Annotated in this window: 1 protein-coding gene; it reads left to right on the top strand. The window is 44.5% G+C overall.

The window, feature by feature from the left end; all coding sequences use genetic code 11:
- The coding region (locus XEN7305_RS00230) for a DUF4347 domain-containing protein (protein ID WP_006507273.1) at window positions 1–3,158 on the top strand (3,158 nt) is incomplete at both ends.

Below are 3,158 nucleotides of genomic sequence, written 5' to 3' on the forward strand. Positions count from 1 at the left end.
CTCTCCGCTATTTACAATTACGAACTATCATTATCAGCTTAAAATTTCTTGTTGTGACAATAATTTAAATACTTATCTATTTTGCAAGAGGTCTATTGACCCCAATGTTACTAATCCCCAGCAACTAGCAGCCGGAGTCATCCCAGGGTCAGCAGTTAAAACTCTCGATGCTCAGCGAGACGGCATTATTCAGATTACCGAGATCTTACAAGAATATCCTAATCTTGATTCGCTTCATCTGGTTAGTCATGGTTCACCTGGTTCTATTCACTTAGGCAATAGCAAACTAAACCTCGATACTTTACCTTTATACGCCGCAGAGATTAAAAATTGGTTTTCGCCTTTTCGCCCTTACAGCCATCAATCCCATCAATCCCTAGAATATTTACATGAGTTGCATTTAAGCCCCCCGACCCCCAACTTTGGGGGAGAAAATAGCTTAAAGTCTTCGAGGATTGGGGACAAAACTGTACAGAAATATCACGATCAAGTTCAAAATAAAGAATCTTGCCCAGCTAATTTTGGAAGCAAGAGTTCAAAGTCCCCCAGGATTGGGGGATTTAGGGGGCATAATTTCATTGCGAAGCCCAAAATTCTCCTCTACGGTTGCAACGTTGCCCAAGGAGAAAAGGGCAAGCAATTCCTCAATAAACTACATCAACTAACCCAAGCCCAGATCCAAGCATCCAGTACCAAAATCGGAAACGCAGAGCTAGGAGGCAATTGGCAACTGGATATTGCTGTTGGTGTTGATTCAGAAGCGGACAATACAGAAATAGTATTTAACCAAGCAACTCAACAAGCCTACTCTGAGATTTTTGTTGCTCCTGTAGCTAATGATGACCCCGTACCTTATCCAGCAGCGATCGAGCTTTCAGAACTCGATGGCAGTAATGGATTTGTTCTTAATGGTTCTAATGAGTTGTTAAGTTTTAGTGGTCGATCAGTAAGTAATGCTGGAGATATTAATGAGGATGGCATTGCTGACATTATTATTGGAGCACGAAGAACAGGCTATTTGGTTTTCGGCGGCAGTAGTGTCGGTAGTTCGGGAACGATTGAACTTACAGAACTCAATGGTAGCGATGGTTTTATCATCAATGTGAACGGTAGTGTTAACGCGGACTCAATCAAGGTAAGTAATGCTGGAGATATCAATGGGGATGGCATCGCTGACCTGATTATTGGGGAAAACTCTTTTAACATCAATCAGAGAGGAAGAAGCTATGTGGTGTTTGGCGGCAGTGGGGTTGGCAGTTCGGGAACTCTTGCACTTGGGGCTCTCGATGGTAGCAATGGATTTGCTCTTAATGGCATTGATGATGTTGATAATTCAGGCGTTTCGGTAAGTAATGCGGGGGATGTCAATGGGGATGGCATCGCTGACCTGATTATTGGAGCATTTTATGCTGACCCTAATGGCAGTTATTCAGGAGAAAGCTATGTGGTGTTCGGCGGCAGTAATGTTGGCACTTCCGGAATAATACAACTATCAGATCTTGATGGCAGCAATGGATTTGTACTCAATGGTATTGATGAAGATGATCGTTCAGGCAATTCAGTAAGTAATGCGGGGGATGTTAATGGTGATGGCATCGCTGACCTGATTATTGGGGCAAATGAAGCTGCTATTACTCGTACTGAGCCAGGAGAAAGCTATGTGGTGTTTGGTGGCAGTAATGTTGGTACTTCCGGAACTTTTGAACTTTCCAGTCTGGATGGCAGTAATGGATTTGTACTCAATGGTATTGATGTTGGTGATTTCTCAGGTGATTCAGTAAGTAATGCCGGAGATATCAATGGAGATGGCATCGCTGACCTGATTATTGGAGCATCTAGAGCTGACCCTAATGGAAATAGATCAGGAGAAAGTTATGTGGTGTTTGGCGGCAGTAATGTTGGGACTTCCGGAACTTTTGAACTTTCCAGTCTGGATGGCAGCAATGGATTTGTACTCAATGGTATTGATGAAGATGATCGTTTAGGCTATTCGGTAAGTAACGCCGGAGATGTCAATGGAGATGGCATCGCTGACCTAATTATTGGAGCATCTAGAGCTGGTGGTATTATTTCAGGAGAGAGCTATGTCGTTTTTGGCGGAAGTGATGTAGGTAGTTCAGGAACCATTGAATTATCAGCTCTCAATGGCAGCAATGGATTTGTACTAAATGGGATTGATGGGGGTGATCGTTCAGGCGTGTCGGTAAGTAACGCCGGAGATGTCAATGGAGATGGCACCACCGATCTGATTATTGGGGCATATTATGCTGGTAATCTTCAACAAGGAGAAAGCTATGTCGTTTTTGGCCGAGATTTCAACACCGATCAAGATACTTCCTTCACTACTAGCAGCGTGCTCTTCAACGATACCGATGCCGATGGAGATCCTCTCTCGGTGACTGCTATTGACACCACAGTAACCTTGGGATTAGTTACAAGCAACGGTGATGGAACCTTTGACTATGATCCCAATGGGCAATTTGACTTCCTCAAACCAGGAGAAACTGCTACCGATATCTTTACCTATACCGTAAGCGATGGGGGTGATACCGACACAGCTACAGTAACCATCACTATTACTGGTGTTAATAATGCACCTATTGCTAATGATGACCCCATACCTTATCCACCAGCGATTGAACTTTCGGCTCTCGATGGTAACAGTGGTTTTGTCCTCAAAGGTATTGATAGTGAGGATCGTTCAGGCAATTCGCTAAGTAATGCGGGGGATGTTAATGGAGATGGCATCGCTGACCTGATTATTGGAGCATATGGAGCTAACAGTGATGCCGGAGAGAGCTATGTGATATTCGGCAGCAACAATCCCAGCTCGGCAATCGAATTATCCGCCCTCGACGGCAGCAATGGCTTTGTTCTGAATGGCATTGATGCCATTGATTTTTCAGGCAGATCTGTAAGTAGCGCCGGAGATGTCAATGGGGATGGACTAGCTGACCTGATTATTGGGGCACCTGGAGCTAACAGTGATGCAGGAGAGAGCTATGTAGTATTCGGCAGTAGCAATCCCAGCTCGGCAATCGAATTATCCGCCCTCGATGGCAACAATGGTTTTGTTCTCAAAGGTATTACTGCGGATGATAATTCAGGCACGACCGTAAGTAACGCCGGGGATGTCAATGGGGATGGACTAGCTGACC

The sequence above is a fragment of the Xenococcus sp. PCC 7305 genome, from assembly GCF_000332055.1.
Taxonomy (GTDB): domain Bacteria; phylum Cyanobacteriota; class Cyanobacteriia; order Cyanobacteriales; family Xenococcaceae; genus Xenococcus.